The organism is Mesorhizobium sp. M0571 (assembly GCF_040320985.1).
Lineage (GTDB): Bacteria > Pseudomonadota > Alphaproteobacteria > Rhizobiales > Rhizobiaceae > Mesorhizobium.
The window spans coordinates 1-16286 of record NZ_JAMYQT010000032.1 but is presented as its reverse complement, the minus strand read 5'-3'; the positions used below and the strand labels follow the sequence as shown (position 1 = coordinate 16286).

The 16286-nt window shown below is 62.6% G+C and carries 16 protein-coding genes and 1 pseudogene; 5 read left to right on the top strand and 12 right to left on the bottom strand.

What is annotated here, in order from left to right; genetic code table 11:
- Positions 1-4 precede the first annotated feature (4 nt).
- Positions 5-799, bottom strand: coding sequence for a DeoR/GlpR family DNA-binding transcription regulator (locus tag NKI85_RS27510; RefSeq protein ID WP_352779107.1), 795 nt, complete (start codon positions 797-799; stop codon positions 5-7).
- A 342-nt stretch (positions 800-1141) separates the two neighbouring features.
- Between NKI85_RS27510 and NKI85_RS27505 the strand changes: the two genes are divergently transcribed.
- The gene (locus NKI85_RS27505; RefSeq protein ID WP_352779105.1) at positions 1142-2065 is read left to right on the top strand and encodes a LysR substrate-binding domain-containing protein; all 924 of its coding nucleotides are present in this window, start codon (positions 1142-1144) and stop codon (positions 2063-2065) included.
- Here the strand turns inward: NKI85_RS27505 and NKI85_RS27500 are convergent.
- From NKI85_RS27500 to NKI85_RS27465, 8 genes are all read right to left on the bottom strand, one after another.
- Positions 2058-3515 carry an amidase gene (locus tag NKI85_RS27500; protein WP_352527288.1) on the bottom strand — a complete coding sequence of 486 codons (1458 nt, stop codon included), beginning with the start codon at positions 3513-3515 and terminating at the stop codon, positions 2058-2060. The genes NKI85_RS27505 and NKI85_RS27500 overlap by 8 nt on opposite strands.
- A gap of 48 nt (positions 3516-3563) precedes the next feature.
- Positions 3564-4391: an FAD binding domain-containing protein gene (locus NKI85_RS27495; protein WP_352779103.1), complete on the bottom strand. Its 828-nt coding sequence runs from the start codon at positions 4389-4391 to the stop codon at positions 3564-3566.
- A gap of 10 nt (positions 4392-4401) precedes the next feature.
- Entirely contained in the window at positions 4402-6789 is a 2388-nt protein-coding gene (locus NKI85_RS27490) for a xanthine dehydrogenase family protein molybdopterin-binding subunit (protein WP_352527308.1), read from the bottom strand.
- Between the two features lie 13 nt (positions 6790-6802).
- Entirely contained in the window at positions 6803-7279 is a 477-nt protein-coding gene (locus NKI85_RS27485) for a (2Fe-2S)-binding protein (RefSeq protein WP_352527286.1), read from the bottom strand.
- A gap of 26 nt (positions 7280-7305) precedes the next feature.
- A complete protein-coding gene (locus NKI85_RS27480) occupies positions 7306-8412 on the bottom strand; it encodes an ABC transporter ATP-binding protein (protein WP_352779101.1) in 1107 nt (368 codons plus the stop codon).
- Complete coding sequence (locus NKI85_RS27475; RefSeq protein WP_352779098.1) at positions 8409-9326, bottom strand: ABC transporter permease; 918 nt, start codon at positions 9324-9326, stop codon at positions 8409-8411. The genes NKI85_RS27480 and NKI85_RS27475 overlap by 4 nt, the downstream gene beginning before the upstream one ends.
- Positions 9323-10198, bottom strand: a complete 876-nt coding sequence (locus NKI85_RS27470) for an ABC transporter permease (RefSeq protein ID WP_352779095.1) — start codon at positions 10196-10198, stop codon at positions 9323-9325. The genes NKI85_RS27475 and NKI85_RS27470 overlap by 4 nt, the downstream gene beginning before the upstream one ends.
- Before the next feature lie 70 nt (positions 10199-10268).
- Positions 10269-11579: an ABC transporter substrate-binding protein gene (locus NKI85_RS27465; protein WP_352527282.1), complete on the bottom strand. Its 1311-nt coding sequence runs from the start codon at positions 11577-11579 to the stop codon at positions 10269-10271.
- 773 nt (positions 11580-12352) lie between these two features.
- Here NKI85_RS27465 and NKI85_RS27460 point away from each other — a divergent pair.
- From NKI85_RS27460 to NKI85_RS27445, 4 genes and pseudogenes are all read left to right on the top strand, one after another.
- A complete protein-coding gene (locus NKI85_RS27460) occupies positions 12353-12661 on the top strand; it encodes an ATP-binding cassette domain-containing protein (protein ID WP_352779092.1) in 309 nt (102 codons plus the stop codon).
- 17 nt (positions 12662-12678) lie between these two features.
- Positions 12679-13011 (top strand): ABC transporter ATP-binding protein, encoded by a 333-nt coding sequence (locus NKI85_RS27455; RefSeq protein WP_352779089.1) that lies wholly within the window; start codon positions 12679-12681, stop codon positions 13009-13011.
- Positions 12960-13360, top strand: a pseudogene (locus NKI85_RS27450) (ATP-binding cassette domain-containing protein); the annotation flags it as partial. The gene NKI85_RS27455 and the pseudogene NKI85_RS27450, both read left to right, overlap by 52 nt.
- A 171-nt stretch (positions 13361-13531) precedes the next feature.
- Positions 13532-13834, top strand: coding sequence for an oligopeptide/dipeptide ABC transporter ATP-binding protein (locus NKI85_RS27445; RefSeq protein ID WP_352779141.1), 303 nt, complete (start codon positions 13532-13534; stop codon positions 13832-13834).
- 836 nt (positions 13835-14670) lie between these two features.
- Here NKI85_RS27445 and NKI85_RS27440 read toward each other — a convergent pair.
- The 3 genes from NKI85_RS27440 to NKI85_RS27430 form a co-directional block, all read right to left on the bottom strand.
- Positions 14671-15270 carry an NADPH-dependent F420 reductase gene (locus tag NKI85_RS27440; RefSeq protein WP_352779086.1) on the bottom strand — a complete coding sequence of 200 codons (600 nt, stop codon included), beginning with the start codon at positions 15268-15270 and terminating at the stop codon, positions 14671-14673.
- A 62-nt stretch (positions 15271-15332) separates the two neighbouring features.
- Complete coding sequence (locus NKI85_RS27435; protein WP_352779083.1) at positions 15333-15764, bottom strand: ester cyclase; 432 nt, start codon at positions 15762-15764, stop codon at positions 15333-15335.
- A 51-nt stretch (positions 15765-15815) separates the two neighbouring features.
- The coding region (locus NKI85_RS27430) for an isochorismatase family protein (protein ID WP_352779080.1) at positions 15816-16286 on the bottom strand (471 nt) is incomplete at its 5' end.

Here is a 16286-nt window from a genome sequence, read left to right as displayed (position 1 = left end):
GTTTTTATTCGCTCATTTCTGACACTCCCGCAACGATGACGTCGGTCCCCGCCTTGCGCAGTGCCGCGGCCAGCGTTCCTGAAGGCTGTTTGTCGGTGACGAGGCGGTCGACCTCATTCCATCGTGCACAGACTGAGACGGCGAGTTGATCGAACTTGCTATGGTCGGCGACCACGATCGCCTCGGCAGCGCGCTCGATCATGGCGTTGTAGACGGCACCGGCCTCTTCGTCGGCGTCGTATATGCCTCGCGCGCTGATGCCGGTCGCGCCCACGATTGCCCGGTTGGCCTCGTAGCCGTTGATGCTGGCGATGGTCTGCGCACCGAGCAGATATCCCTCGCCGGGATGAAGCCTGCCGGCGCAGAACAACACGCGGATGGTTGGGTTGGTGCCAAGCGCGCTGGCACTGGCGAAGTCGTGGGTGATGACCGTGATGTCCCGGTTGCGGGCCGCCAGGAACCGGGCGACGTGATAGGTGGTGGCGCCGCCGCCCAGCATCAGTACTTCCTTCGGAAGTATCCTTGCCGAAACCGCGGAAGCAATGGCTTCCCGTTCCGCGACCATTATCCGGCGACGGTCACTGCGCGCCGCCTCAAACGCAAATGGGCGAGAAGCGCCGCCATAGGTGCGGTTGATTAGCCCCTGTTCATGCAGTTCCAGCAGATCCCTGCGGATGGTCTCCCCGGAGACGCTCAAAGCCACCGCCAGTTCGGTGGCCCGCAATGTGGGTGCCGCAGCCAGTTGCGCCATGATGCGCTGTTGGCGAACCGCTTTGGAAAGCCGGTCCTTCTCCTGCATCGGTGAGGCAGACCGCTGCAGGCTCCCATCCTTCGTTGGCAAATGCGCTCCACTGCTCATCGACCGACCGGTCTCCATTCTGCTTGGAGCGAACTAACCGCTCACCCTGCCGTTCCGAACTGGGAAATCTTACGCATGGCTTCTGTGGATTGTCCACAGAAAATGTGGTACTGCCCTCATACTGGCTGTGAAGGCATCATCTCGTCTGCCTCTGCAAAATTGGTTGCATTGTGACAGGCAGCCATCCGCCGAGTGGTGGAAGCCATAAGCATGGGCACCAGATTTGGAATGAATCTTGCATGAAAATAGACCGGCCATATCGGATCTGGCTCGGGCACGTTTATGAACCTCATCAGCGTCGACATACGAATGCTCCGGTCTCTGCAATGTGTCGCGGAAACCGGCAGCATTACGGAGACGGCGCGGCGCCTCAGCCGCTCACAGCCGGCCATTACCCTGCAACTTCAGCGGCTCGACGACATTTGCGGCTGCAACCTGTTCCGTCATGACGGACGCAAGATGGTGCTCACTTCCGATGGCAGGCTGGTGCTTTCTTATGCAAATTCGATTCTTCGCCTGCACGACGAGCTGCTGTCGCGGCTCTCATCGCCCGATATCGAAGGCCAGGTGATCCTCGGCACCCCCGACCTCTATGCTGCCTATCTGCTGCCGTCGATCCTGGCCGTATTCCAGCGCGCCTTCCCGCGCGTCCAGGTCCAGCTTCAATGCTCGCTGTCGACGCCGCTGGTCGCGCAGGTCCATCGCGGCGAAATCGACATCGCGCTGGTCACGCGGATGAACGACTTCATCGGCGGGCGGGTCGTGCGTCAGGAACAGCTCGTCTGGGTCACCGGGGAACACTCAACGGCGCATATCGAGACACCCTTGCCGCTGGCACTGCTGCCGCCTGGCAACATCTATCGCGACCACGCCATCGAGCACCTCGAAATGGCGGGCCGCCCCTGGCGCATCGCCTGTGTCAGCGAAAGCGTCAGCGGCCTCCAAGCCGCGGTGTTTTCGGGTATGGCCGTCACCGTTCTCGGCCGCAGCGCGCTCGTTTCGGGCATGCGCGAGATCGTCGCCAGAGTTGAATTTCCGACACTGCCAAAAGTCGACCTGCTGCTCTACAAGGCGCAAGGTGCGACCACACCGGCCGCCAAGGCGCTGTACGACTATCTTTCGCATTATCTCAATATCAGCCGCGAGATCGGTGGTGTGCTGATGCCGGACTTGCGCGAAGCCGACAGCGAAGAACCAATCAGTTGAGCGGTGGCCATTCCTGCGCCCAGGGCTGCGCCTGCTCGAAGGCCCCGGCGAGAGCAATGATGGAGGTCTCCCGCATCCATGGCGCGATCATCTGCAGGCCGATCGGCAGACCCGAGGCATCGCGCCCGCAAGGGATCGTCGCGGCTGGCAGGCCGCACAGATTGACCGGCCAGGTGAAGGGCGACCAGCCCAGATGCGCGTCGACCGGTTGCCCATCGACACGGGAAGCGCCGAGAGTGCCGGCCGCGAAGGCTGTCACCGCGACTGTCGGCGTCAGCAATAGGTCGACGGTGCGAAACAGTTCGACGAACTGGCTCCTCAGCCGTGTGCGCAGATGCGTCGCCGCCATATAGTCCGCACCGCTGTAGCTGAGGCCCTTTCGAAGAACCGCGCGAAACTCGTCGTCCGAATCGATAAACGCATCCTCAGCGCGATCGCCGACCGATGCCGCTTGCTCCGTGAAGGCGATCGGCTTGAGCACCTTGTCCAGCATATGCGGGTCGAGGGCGAAAGGCACCTCGACGAGTTCGGCCCCGGCGGACGCCAGGATATCCACGGCAGCGATAAACGCCGCCCGGACTTGGCGGTCGACCGGCGCGTAGCCGAAATCGACAGAGAGAGCGACACGCAGGCCCCTGGCTGACGCCGGGGTCCTTGAATACTCCTGTGGCTTCAAGGCGAGCGAGGCGGCGTCGCGCACGTCGTAGCCCGCAATTGTCTCCAGCAGCCGGGCCGCGTCCGCGACCGTCCGCGCGATCGGGCCGGTATGCGCAAGCGATGCCCATGACGGCGGGAAGAAGCCGGGCGCGCGCGAAACGAGGCCAAAAGTCGGCTTGAGACCAAAGACCCCGCAGAACGAAGCCGGGACGCGGATTGAACCGACGCCGTCGGTGCCAATCGCCAGCGGGCCGCAGCCGGCGGCGACACCGGCGGCGGCACCGCCGCTGGAGCCGCCACTGGTGCGGTCCGGTGACCAGGGATTGCGGGTGACGCCGCTGACGGGACTGTCGGCGGTGAGCTTGTAGCCGGATTCACAGGTGGTCGTTTTGCAGGTTACGATGGCGCCGGCGTCACGCAGGCGGCGCACGACATGCGCATCGACCTCAGGCACGAAACCGGCGAGCGAAGGTGCGCCCGCTTTCGCCGGTTTACCGGCGACGAAGACGAGATCCTTGACGGTGATAGGAACGCCCGCCAGCGCACGGTTCTCAATGCCCTTTCGGTAGCGCTGTGCGATCACCTTGGCGGCGGAAACAGCCTCGTCATAAAGGTCGGTCACCACGATGTCGCAGACAGCGTCCGCGCGGCGGAGCGCCGACACCGTATCGTCGATCACGTCGACAGCGTCGAAACGGCCTGCTCTGTAGCCGGCGACCATGTCGGCGGCGGAAAGACGCGCAAGGTCGCCCGGCGCGCTGGCCGCGCCGAAATTGGCTGGATTGACGGTCATAAGCCCTCCCGGGCCGGACTCGCGCGGCCGAACCGCGCCGGCCGGCCGCTATTGTCCTTTTGTTGCACCCTGGCCGGCGTTTTGAAGCGCAGCCGCTACCGCTCGCCGTGCCATGACCATCACCAGATTGGCGCGATAGTCGCGATCCGCGTGGATATCGGAATTCAATCCCGATGGATCCATCGAGACGCGGTCGAGCGCATCCGGATCGAACCGCTCCTGCAGCGCCGCCTCGACGTCGAGCGCCCTGAAAACCGACGAGGCCGCACCGGTGACGGCGACACGCACCTTTCCGGCCGTCCGTGCGACGAACACGCCGACAAGCGCATAGCGCGACGCCGGGCTGCGGAATTTCGCGTAGGCCGCCATTTCGGCAACCGGGATGCGGAAACCGGTAACGATTTCCCCGGGTTCGAGCGCCGTCTCGAACATGTCGACGAAGAATGCGGCGGCGGCGACCGTCCGCCTGGTCGTGATCACGGTGGCATCAAGCGCCAGGATCGCCGCCGGATAATCGGCGGCTGGATCGTTGTTGGCGACGGAACCGCCGATCGTGCCGCGATGGCGCACTTGCGGGTCGCCGATCTGCCCGGCGAGCGCGGCCAGTGCGGGGATATGCGCCCGCACCAGCGCGGAGGACGCCACGTCGTAGTGGCGCGCCATGGCGCCGACCACCAACGCGCCCTCCTCCAATTCGATCTCGCGAAGTGCTGCCACCGCCGAGAGATCGATGATCGCGGCCGGCGCGGCCAGGCTTTGCTTCATGGTAGGCAGCAAGGTCATGCCGCCGGCCAGGATTTTGGCATCGTCGTGCTTGGCCAGCAGAGCGGCCGCCGCCACGGTCGTCGCGGGCTTCAGATAGGCGAAGGATTTCATCGAAGCCTCCTCATTCGGCCGCGAGCGCGGCGCGCGAATTGCGGATGATGTTCCAGATCCGGTTCGGCGTGGCCGGCATATCGACATGGGTGATGCCCAGCGGCTGCAGGGCGTCGACCACGGCGTTGATGACGGCAGCTGGTGAGCCGATGGTGCCGCACTCGCCGCAGCCCTTCACGCCCATCGGCGTATGTGTGCAGGTGGTGGAGTGCGGCGCAACGACGATCGCCGGGAAATTGTCGGCGCGCGGCATGCAATAGTCCATGAAGGACCCGGAGAGCAGCTGTCCGGAGCTCTCGTCGTAGACGCCGTGCTCGAACAGCGCCTGGCCGACGCCCTGGGCGATGCCGCCTTGCAACTGACCCTCGACGATCATCGGATTGATGATCGTGCCGACATCGTCGACGGCGGTATAGCGCTCGAGCGTCACCGTGCCGGTGTCAGGGTCGATCTCGACTTCGGCGAAATGCGCCCCGCCGGGATAGGTGAAGTTGACCGGGTCGTAGTAGGATTGCTCCTCAAGCCCGGGCTCGAGCGTTTCCAGCGGATAGTCGAACGGCACATAGGCCGCACCGGCGATCTCGGTGAACTTCTTCTTGCGATCCGTGCCGGCGACGGAGAACTCCCCGGCGTCGAAGACGATATCCCCTAGGTCGGCCTCGAGCTGGTGTGCCGCGATCTTCCTCCCCTTCAGGATCACCTTGTCGGCCGCCTTCGAAAGCGCTGCGCCACCGACGACGAGCGAGCGCGAGCCGTAGGTGCCCATGCCGAACTGCACCTTGGCGGTGTCGCCGCAGACGATGTCGATATCCTCGAACGGCACGCCAAGACGATCCGAGACGATCTGCGCGAAGGTCGTCTCGTGGCCCTGGCCGTGATTGTGGGTGCCGATCAGCACGGTGACGGCGCCGGTTGGATGCACTCGCACCGTGGCACTTTCGTAGAGACCACCGCGCGCCCCGAGACTGCCGGCGAGCCGCGATGGCGCAAGCCCACAGGCTTCGACGTAGGTGGAGAGTCCGAGGCCGCGATATTTGCCGCGGTGCGCCGATTCCAGCCGCCGCTGCTCGAAGCCTTCCACATCGGCGAGCTTCTCGGCCCGGTCGAGGCAACCCATCGGATCGCCGCTGTCATACTCGACGATGACCGGCGTCTGATAGGGATAGGCCTCTGTCGGGATCATGTTGCGACGTCGGATCGCGCGCTTGTCGATGCCCATCTCGATCGCCGCTACATCGACCAGACGTTCCAGCACGAAGGTCGCTTCAGGCCGCCCGGCGCCGCGATAGGCATCGACGGGAACGGTGTTGGTGAACACCACCTTGACCGAGCAGTGGATCGCCGGCATGCGATAGACCCCCGACAGCAGCGGGGCATAAAGATTGGTCGGGATATTGGGCCCGAAGGTCGAGAGGTAGCCCCCCATATTGGCGAGCGTGCGCACCCTCAAACCCAGAAATTTGCCGCTCTCGTCGAGGGCCAGGTCGGCCTCGGTAAAATGGTCGCGGCCATGGGCATCGGAGACAAAACCTTCCGACCGCTCGCATACCCACTTGACCGGCAGCCCGAGCTTGGCGGCGGCCCAGGTGACGACGGCTTCCTCGGCATAGTGGAACTGCTTGACGCCGAAACCACCGCCGACGTCGGGCGCCACGACGCGTAATTTGTGCTGGGGGATATGAAGCACGAACTCGCCCATCAAGAAGCGCACCACATGCGGAAACTGGCTGGTGGTCCACAGCGTGTGCTGGCCGGTGGCGAAATCGTACTCGCCGATCGCCGCGCGTGGCTCCATCGGATTGCCGATAAGGCGGTTGTTGACCAGCTCGATGCTGGCGACATGCGCGGCGTCAATGAAAGCCGCCTCGACGGCGGCGGCGTCGCCCAGTTCCCAGTCGCAGCAAAGATTGTCCGGAATGTCGTCATAGACGGCGGGCGCCCCCGCCTGCAAGGCTTCGACGACGCTGACCACGGCGGGCAGGATCTCGTACTGGACGTCGATCGCCTCCACCGCGCTCCGCGCCTGCTCGACCGTTTCCGCCACCACGAAGGCGACGGCGTCGCCGACATGGCGCACCTTGCCATGCGCGATCGGCGGGTGCGGCGGCTCCTTCATCGGGTTGCCGTCCTTGCCATGGATGCCCCAGCCGACCGGCAGGCCGCCGACATTGTCGGCTTTCAGGTCTTCGCCGGTATAGACCGCCACCACGCCCGGCATCGCACCGGCCGCCGTCACGTCGATCGCCCCAAGCCGGGCATGCGCGTGCGGCGAGCGCAGGAACGCGCCGAACAGCATGCCGGGCCGCTTGATGTCGGCGACGTAGTTGCCACGCCCGGTGACGAAGCGCAGATCCTCCTTGCGTTTTGGCGACGCGCCGATGCCGACCACTTTTGACATGTTCATGAGTCCCTCACTTCGCATCGCGCATGGCGGCAGCGCCGGCGATCACCGATTTGACGATGTTGTGGTAGCCGGTGCAGCGGCAGAGATTGCCCTCCAGCCAATCGCGCACCTCGACCTCGCTCGGATCGGGATTGCGCCCGACGAGGTCGACCGCGCTCATCAGCATGCCTGGCGTGCAGAAGCCGCACTGCAGTCCATGGTTTTCATGGAAGGCCTGTTGCATCGGATGCAACTTCGCCTGCCCGGCGGCCGACAGGCCTTCGACCGTCATCACCGAGCCGCCATCGGCCGAGACCGCGAGCATGGTGCAGCTCTTCACGGACTCGCCGTTGAAATGCACCAGGCAAGCACCGCATTGGCTGGTGTCGCAGCCGACATGCGTTCCGGTGAGCGAGAGCTGCTCACGCAGCAGCTCCACCAGCAGCATCGCCGGTTCGACCGAGACGCTGACCGGGCGTGCATTGAGCGTGAGACTGATTTCCATGACGGGCTCCAAATCCTTACGGAGGTCTAGGCAAGCAAATGTGCGCGGTCGATCAGCCATGCCGCAAGGACGCTGTCGCCGACTTCGAACAGATTCTCGAAAAAACGGCGCTCCGGCACATAGGCGACGAATTCCTCCTCGCCGGCTGCGTCCAGCATCACCTTGACGAAATTGCCCTGATACTCGATGCCGAGGATTGTCGCCGGCACCGACGCCATGTCCTGCTCGGACAGTGCCGTGCCCTTGCGGAAGAGCTCGACATCGTCGCGCCGCACCGCGATGTCGATCGCCTGGCCGGCCTCCAGCCGGGCACCGGCGTGCATCGGAATCTGAATGCCGGCGATCTCGGGGCTGGCGATCATCGCCCGCGTGCCGTTGATCTTGCCGACCTTGCCGCTGAGCACATTCTGCCCGCCGAGAAACTCCGCAACGTAGCGATCCTTGGGCGCGGCATAGATTTCGCGCGCCGGACCGGACTGCTTGATCTTGCCGTTTTCCATGACGACGACCATGTCGGCGAGGGCGATGGCCTCGAGCTGGGTGTGCGTGACATGGACGAAAGTGATGCCGAGTTCGCGCTGCATGCGCCGCAGTTCGGCGCGCATCCTGATGCGCAGATGTTCGTCGAGCGCCGACAGCGGCTCGTCGAGCAGCAGCACCCGCGGTTCGGTGATCGCCGCGCGCGCAAGCGCCACGCGCTGCTGCTGGCCGCCGGAAAGCTGCGCCGGGAGACGATCGGAAAACTCGGTCATCCGCACCTTCTCGATCATGGCGTCGGTCTTGGTGTAGCGCTCGGCCTTCGACAACCCGCGAACCCGGAGCGCGAAGGCGATGTTGTCGCGCACCGTGAGATGCGGAAACAGCGCGTAGGACTGGAACATCATCGCCGTGCGGCGCTCGACCGGCGGCAGGCCGACGACGTTCTCGCCGCCGATCATGATCTCGCCGACGGTCGGATCCTCATGGCCGGCAATCATGCGCAGGATCGTGGTCTTGCCGCAGCCTGACGGGCCGAGGATGCAGCAATAGGCGCCGTCCGGTATCTTCAGATTGACGCCGTCGACCGCATAGGCGAAGCCATCATAGCTTTTGGCGACGCCGGCAAGCTCGATATTGCCCTTGCCGAAGCTCATGCAGCACCTCCCTGCTGGCCGGCAGGCGCGCGCGCCTCACGCCGTTTCTGCATGAAGGCGATGGTGCCGAGGCTTGCCCCGATGACAACAAACGAGACGATCGTGGTTACGGTGCCAAGCGCATAGAGCGCCGGTGAGGTGATGTTCAGCGTCATGCTCCAGATCTCCAGAGGCAGCGTGTTGAGCGAGCCGGCCGTCTGCAGCGTCCGGGCAAATTCGTCATAGGAGAGCGTGAAGCCGAACAGCGCGACAGCGACGATGCCGGGCGCCAGCACCGGGATGACGACGAGCCGGATCGTCTGCCAGGGCGAGGCGCCGAGGTCGCGCGCCGCTTCTTCCCATGCGTGGTCGAAGCGCGACATGACGGCGAACATGACCAGCACGCCGAAGGGCAGCGTCCATGAAAGCTGCGCGCCTAGTGCGGAGGTGAACAGGCTTGCGTCGATGCCGACCGCGTTGAAGATGAGCCCGACACCAATGCCGAGCACCAGGCCAGGAGCGACCAGACTGCCGATCATCAGATAGAAGACGACCGTGTCGCCGGCGAAGCGCTTGCGAAAGCCAAGCCCGGCCAGGAACGACACGAGCACGGTCAGCACCGTGACCACGATCGCAAGCTCGAACGAGCGCTCGAAGGAGCCTTTGACGTCACCGGTGCGGACCTGCGTGAACAGGTCGACGAACCAGTGCAGGGACAGGCCCTTCATCGGGAACACCAGCCCGCCGCGCAGATCCTGGAAGGACAGGATGTAGATGCAGGCCATCGGCCCGTAGAGCGCCAGCAGATAGAGCGTGAACAAGGTGGCAAGCACGTAGAAGGTCCACGGCCGGCGGCCGCTGGCCGGCGCGATCGCCCGGCTCCTGCGCGCCGGTGCGCTGGCTGAGGTAACGTCCGAGATACGGGCCAGGCTCATCGCATAATCTCCTTGCGGATGTCGACGAAGCGCAGGATCAGGCCGACCGTGATGACGAGGATTATCGTCAGCAGAACAGCACTCGCCGCGGCGGTCGGATATTGCAGCACCGAGATGTCCTCGTAGAAGGCGCCGACGACGGAGGCCGAACCACCGCCCGACATCACCTTGACCACGAAGAAGTCGCCCATGACGATCGAGATGACGAAGATCGAGCCGAGCGCGATGCCGCTTTTCGACAGCGGCACGATGATCAGGCGCATGATGTCGAAACGGCTGGCGCCGGCGTCGACCGCGGCCTCGACGACATGTTTGTCGATGCGGCCCATGGCGTTGAAGATCGGCACGATCATGAAGATGGTAAGCTGGTGGACATAGGCGACCACCACCGCGAAGCTCGAAAACAGCAGGAATTCGAGCGGCTGGTCGATCAGACCGAGCCTGATCAAGGCCGCGTTGACCAGCCCTTCCTTGCCGAGCAAGGGGATCCAGGAAATCATCCGGATGATGTTCGAGGTCCAGAACGGCACGGTGCAGAGCAGGAACAGCCCAAGCGCAAGCAACGGGTTCCTGACATGGAAGACGAGGAAATAGGCAACGAAAAAGCCGATCAGCAGGCTGAAAAACCAGGTCAGCACGGTGAACTTGATCGTCTCGTAATAGAGATTGAACGTCAGTCCCGAAGTCAGGATCTCGGTATAATTGTCGAGGTTGAAGGCCGGGAACAATCCGCCAAAGCCGTCGGTCTCGAAGAAGCTCGCCGCCACCACGGCGATCAGCGGCAGCACGAAGAACGGGATCAGCACGACGACGAGCGGCGCCACATAGGCCCATCCGGCCAGATTTCGCTTGAACGCAGCGCTTTGCGCCATCGCGGCTCTCCGAAGATTTTCGGATGAAGGTGTGGATCGGGCACGGCGCGCCCGATCCGGTTGCAGCATCTCAAGCGACCTTGAAGTCGTTCCAGCGCTTGTTCATGTAGGCCGCCTCGTCCATGAGCGTGTTCCAGCACGAGATGTTCTTGACCCGCTCGAGGAAGGAGCCGCCATCGCGCACCGTGCCTGCCTTCTCCATCGGGATGCCATAAGGATCCTTGATCTCGTCGGGAGCAGGCTTGCCGTCGTACCAGTAGTCCCACTCGGCGGCGGTGAGGAACGGCTTGGCCTTGGTCGGCACCGGGCTGTAGTAGCCGTAGCGGGCGACGAAGGCGCCCTGCCAGCCGGTATAGTACCAGTTGATGTATTCGTAGGCGGCGTCGAGCTTCTTGCCGGTGAGGTGCTTCATCAGGCCCATGCCGTTGCACCAGCCGCGATAGCCTTCCTTGTCGCCCTTCTTGTTGACCGGCGCGTAGACGCAAGGGATCTCCTTGACGCGCACCGCGGCGACGGCTGGCGACCACATCGACTGGATGATGACCTCGCCGGCCGCCATCAGCTGCACCGACTGGTCGAATGTGGTCCAGGTGGCGCGGAAGTGGCCCGACTTCTTCAGCTCGATCAGCTTGTCGATGGTGAAGTCGATCTCGGCCTTGGTCATGTTGCCCTTGTTGGCATATTTGATGAGGTCGGCGCTCTCGAAACACAGCGCGGCGTCCATGATGCCGATGGCCGGCACGTCGAGGATCGCCGCCTTGCCCTTGAATTTCGGATCGATCAGTTCCTTCCATTCGGTGACCGGATGGCCGACCAGGTCGGGTCGGTAGCCGATCGAATCCGCATTGTAGACCTGCGGCAGGAACGTCGCCCAGTCGGTGACACCGTCATGCAGCTCGGTCGCGTCCGGCGTCTCTATGTACATCGCCTCGTAGGGCGAAATGCCCTGCCGCGACACGACGGCGCCGTCGATCTCGCCCTTGGTGAAGATCGGCAGGATGTTGTCGAACTCCTTGATCTTCTTGATTTCGATGCCCTGGATAACGCCGCGCTTGGCGGCGAGCTTGGCCTGCCAACCCTCCAGATCGGCGATATCGACCGAATTCGGCTGGGTGATGAAGCGGTTGATGGCGGCCGAGGTGTCGAGATTCTGCATCGTCACCTTGAAGCCGAGATCCTTGGCAGCCTGGTCGCCGATGGCCTTCACCACCGAGTAGGAAACACCGAGATGGCGCAGTTCAATGTCCTTGATCTCCTGGGCCCAGATCGTCGGAAAGCCGCCGATCGCACCCGATCCGACGGCCGCGCCTGCAGCCGCCGCGCTGCCTTTGAGAAACTTTCTTCTGGTCAGTGAGTTCGTCGACTCTTTCACCTGTTTCATGGTCAAACCCTTCCCCTGCATGCCGAACCTGTCGTCGGCAATCCACATTCTTTCGATGTCTGGCTGTCTGCTGGGGGCAGGATATATTTTTTGTGCGGGCCGCCAAATTAGAAGTAAAAATTCCAATCATAAGCCAGGCAAATCTGCCGACGATATGAGCACGGGCAAGCACAAACCTGCCAAAACATATGCAGAAACCTCGGTTCCCTGGGTTTTTTTGCCAGAAGATTCAGCAAATTGGCGATTCTGTTGCGCGAAGACGCGCAGTAGCCGAATGAAAAGTAACTTCGATGCGCTATGGCCGAGGCCACCGTGCTGAATCTAAGAACACACCTTGTAAACGTTTCAGGTTCGAAAGGGTCTTGAGGGGCACGTCCTTCTGCCAGTTCCAGATTGTGCGACTTTGCCCTGGCAATTTTTGTAGCATGGCTCCAGTTCGGCTGGACGTCGCATCTTCAGATTGCCTCTGCAGCATTCTCGATCGGGCGCTCGAACCATCCCATTGGCACGCTTGCGGCAACCACATCGAGCGGCTAGAACGATGTCGCCGCTGTCCCAGTCGTCGCCCTTCAGGCGAACCGGGAAACTGCCGGCCTGCATTTGCTCCTCGATCCTGGCACTGACCGCCTCCGACATCTTGCCCAGATTTCGAGGACTATCGACAGCACTGGTCGATTTTTCCCAGCTGGACTGACAGATTTCACGATCGGAAACGCCGTCGGGCAGATGAAGATCGGAGCTTCCAGGAGACGCTGATACTACCCGGCCAGCCGATGAGCGGGCCGCAGCCGCGGTCTACGATCATGCGGCATCGTCCGGTTCGCCACGACGAGGCGCGCGAGCGCGCCGCCGAACTGCTCAGGCGTGTCCGCGTCAGCCATCCGGAGCGGGTGCTGGGCCTCTATCCGCACGAACTGTCCGGCGGCATGCGGCAGCAGGCCAACATCGCCATCGCCATTGCGCTCGACCCGCCGCTGCTGGTGCTGGACGAGCCGACGACGGCGTTGGATGCCAGCGTCCAGTCCGAGATCATCGCCATCCTGCAGGATCTTCGCAGGGACCACAAACCAGCGTTCTTCTGATCAGCCACGACATCAACATGATCCGCCGATCCTGCGACCGGGTGGCGGTGATGCAGTCGGGAACCGTGGTCGAAAGCGGCGCCGCCGGCGATGTCTTCGACAACCCAAGCCATGCTTACAGAAAGGCGCTCATCGCCTCGATCCCGGCACTCAACTATACCAAGCGGGACGGAAGGCTGGCTGAGACGGATGGACCCGATCCGACGGCGGCAATCTCGGATGAAAATGCCGGCTCGCCAAAAGAACGTCAGATCGCGATCGCCTGCAAAGCATCAGCCATTCCTTCGGCAGCCAGCCAGTGCTGCACGAGATCGACGTCAGCATCGGCTTGGGCGAAACATTCGGGCTGATCGGCGAGTCCGGTTCCGGCAAGTCGACATTGGCGAGGATCGTCACCGGCCTGCAGATCCCAAGTACCGGATCGGTCGCGCTGTTCGGCAAGACGGTCGTACCGCGCGTCGAGAAGAGAAATCTTGGCGAACGACGCGACGTGCAATGGTCTTCCAATCACCGGACCGCACGCTCAACCCACGGCAAAAGATAGGCAGGATTTTGGGCCGCCCTTTGCGGCGGCTTGCCGGTCTGCGCCGCCGCGACGTGAAGCAGCACGTCAGTGATTTGCTTGCTTCGGTTCGTCTGGCCAGCAGCACGGCTGAGCAAAAGTCGCGGTCGCTGTCCTGCGGCCAGCGACAGCGAGCGGCCATTGCGCGCGCCTTCGCCGGCGTGCCGAAAATCGTCGTGCTGGACGAGCCCACCTCGGCGCTCGACGTTTCCATCCAGGCGACCGTTCTCAACCTTCTCAACGACCTGCAGCGGGACAAGGACACGACCTATCTGTTCATCAGCCAGGACCTCAGGGTCGTACGCTACATGGCTGACAGGATCAGCGTGCTCTATCGCAGCCGTCTCGACGAGACCGGTTCATCCGACCAGATTTTTCGCGGCCCCAAGCATCCCTATACGAAACTCCTGCTGGCGGCGTCCTCGGATGAGACCGCGCCGAAGATCTCGGCTCAGCTCGACATTACGGCAGCCGATTTCCCGAGCAGCGGATGTTCTTTCGCCGATCGGTGCCCCCTAGCTCTCCCCGACTGCAGAAAATCAGAACCGCCGGTCAGGCAGGTCGGCGACGGTCATCTGATCGCATGCTGGCGGCATGGCGAAAGCTTCTGACATTCGAATCATCAGCATTCTGAAGGAGCAACAGGCCTGGCGTTTGCTACAAAGCGGGGATGCACGTGCAAGCTTTGGCCTGACTGAATGTTAGGAGCGCGACCCTTTGCGGACGTTGAGCGCGCTATCGGAACACATCTGCTTTGGCTCAACCCATCCCATTTGCACGTCGTTGCCGCCGATCACCGCACGGATCGCTGAGCGACCTTTCGACGCCAGAATTTCTGTATTAGGTGTGAGTGTGTCTTGGATGAGAAGGAGAATCGACGCGCAAAGGGCCCCAAATGTTTTCCTTCGAACACCATGAGCTTAGCCGAGATAAATAAATTCACCCGTGAAGGCTTTCGGGTAAGCCTTTGATATTTTTTTGACAATGGTGGGCCCGGAGGATGCGCCAAGGATATTGATTTCATTGGCTTTTTGGTGGGCTCGAATCAGAGAGTCTCCCGTATTGTTCCGTATCGTCCCGTCACAGATGGCCGACCATATCGAAAACCACCGATACTGACATTCGCTGATGGTGGCCATCTGAATGGATAATTCGTCTCGAAGCAATACAGCACGATAATTCTGGTGCACAACTATCCCGCCCGGCACCCCACGCGCACGATCCATCACGAGGGGTTACGCGTCGCCCAGTACGACTGAGGTCGGCCGGACGGTTTATATGCCGTGCAAAAGTCGTAGAGACTCCAGAGGCCGACAATCCCGACGCTTTTCAGGAGCGGACCTTCGTTTGTCATCCGGAACCGACCTAAGCGGGACGTATAAAATCGAGCCGTATGGCGGTCGGCCCGCTAGAAATCGCATCCCGCTCTGGTGCCAATGGCAAACAATCAACCGACCTTGACGAGATTCTGGTTCGGGAGGGGCCCACCAGGAAATTGAGCGAGCTTGCCGCCGATCGCCAGCGAGCCAAGATCGATCCCCACGAATCCGATTCGCTCGATTAGGGATGCGACCTCTGCTTTGGCCGTGGTGTCGTTGCCGGAATAGAACAGCACGCGCCGTCCGCCGTCCGAGCGTGGATCAGTGGCCAGTAGCTCTGCGCGGAGGTGATTGAAGGCCTTCACGACCCGGGCTCCGGGCACGAGATCAGCAAACACTTCGCTCGACACGCGGCCGCCGAGGTCTGCGGGCTTGAATAGCGGTGCCTCGATCGGATTATTGGCATCAATGACGATGCGCCCTTTCCAATCCGGAAGACCTGCCATCGCTGCCGGGAGCTTTGTCCAGTTCACAGCGACGAAGACGATGTCGGCACGTGCCGCTTCCTCGCGGGTGCCCGCCCTGATGGATGGCCCGAGCTCGCGGACCAGATCCTTGAGTGAATCCGGGCCACGGCTGTTTGAGATGGTGGCCTCGACACCCGCCCGGCTCAGCGTCCGCGCGAAGGCGGTGCCAATCGCGCCCGAGCCAATGATACCAATGGTCATTTTGATGTTCCTTCAGAGTCGGAGACGGACGCGGTCGTACCGGCGCTCGCTCACGATCGATTTCAGTTGACTGGTGCGGTACCGAGCTGCTGCATCAGCGAGAAGAGATTGGCGACGCCCCAATGTTCGGCGATCCGCCCATCGCGCACGCTCATGACGTCGACGGTCTCGAATTGAATTTTTCGGCCCGTCGGCGTCACCCCAAAAAACTCTCCCAGATGCGTTCCGTGATAGGTCTTGTAGGTCGTCACCCGGTCGCCATCGGCAAGCTGCCAATGGATTTCGGCGTGGAAGTCGGGGAACGCGGCGCGAAGGACTTTGTACAGCTCTCTCGCGCCTGCCTTGTCGGGCGTGCGGCCCGGTTGCGGTGTGTGGTCGACGAAGTCCTCGGCGAACAATTCATCGAACACCGCGAAATTGCCGCCGCCCTGCACTTCTTCGGTGTTGCGGCGAACGACCGCTTTTGCGGCTTCGCTTGCGTTGCTGCTGGTCATGACATGCTCCGATCGGTTGAGGGTTCTGCGCTCTGTCATGTGCGACGCCGCTCAGGCACCGCCGCCCGCCTTCTGACCGAGCAGCTGCAGCTCCCAGGCGAGCGCGATACCGGTGCCACCGCCATGCTCAAGAAACATCTCAGCCCCCATCCTCGCCGTCTCTTCGCGGGCCCAGTCGCGCTGCAATTCACCGGCCACCGCCATCCACGTGATTGGAACGACGCCTGCCATCACCATGCGGCGCACTGCCATGTCGTGCGCTTCCGCGCTCACGCCGCCTGACGCATCGGTGACCGCGTAGACCTCGTAGCCTTCGCCCGCAGCCTGGATGGCCGGCATGGCGAGACAGATCTCCGACCAAAGCGCCGCCATAATGATCTTCTTGCGGCCCGTCTTCTTCACGGCATCGACAACCCGCGCATCTTCCCAGGTGTTGATGAAGGTGCGGTCGATCGGCTTCTGATCCGGGAAGACATCCTGCAGGCCCTTGATGAGCTTGCCGCCGCGGTCCTCAAGGACGGT